2 protein-coding genes are annotated in these 685 nt (G+C 45.5%); both read left to right on the plus strand.

Annotated elements, in window-relative coordinates; genetic code table 11:
• Positions 1–206, plus strand: a 206-nt coding sequence (locus R7P74_RS26685) for a nitrate reductase cytochrome c-type subunit (RefSeq protein ID WP_318123671.1), incomplete at its 5' end; no start/stop codon positions are given.
• Between the two features lie 28 nt (positions 207–234).
• A partial coding sequence (locus R7P74_RS26690; RefSeq protein ID WP_318123673.1) for a NapC/NirT family cytochrome c occupies positions 235–685 on the plus strand: 451 nt, incomplete at its 3' end.

A 685-nucleotide genomic window follows, 5' to 3' on the forward strand; every position in this document is an offset into this window, starting at 1 on the left:
ACAAGTGTCTTGCATGTCATAGCTGGAAAAACGCGAAAGAGTCTGGCGCAACAAAAATCAGTGTAACGCACTATGTAAACCGCCAAGATGCAGTACTTGCTGATGTCTCTCCTCGTCGTTACTTCTGTTTGCAATGTCACGTTCCACAAACCAATGCGAAACCGCTAGTGGAAAATGAATTCCAGTCAGTTGATTCACTTCAGTAGTTGAAACGCAAGTACTAAGAGGTCATTTATGAAAATACTTAAAGCGTTTTGGAAGAGGCTGAAGAACCCAAGTAAAGCTGCCGCTGGTGTGGTTTTATTCTTAGGCTTTGCCGGTGGTCTTCTGTTTTGGGGCGCATTCAACACGGGTATGGAAGCAACGAACACGGAAGAATTCTGTTCTGGGTGTCACGCACCTATCGTGAAAGAAATCCAAGAGACGATCCACTACTCTAACCGTTCAGGCGTTCGTGCAATCTGTTCTGACTGTCACGTACCACATGAATGGACAGATAAGATCGTACGTAAAGTTCAAGCGTCAAAAGAACTGTTTGCGCACTACGTTCTTGGCACCATTGATACACCAGAGAAGTTCCAAGCTCGTCGTGGTCATCTAGCCGAGCGCGAATGGGCTCGTATGAAGAAGAATGACTCTCTAGAGTGTCGTAACTGTCACGAGTTTGATTACATGGACTACTCAC

Source organism: Vibrio sp. 2033 (genome assembly GCF_033339735.1).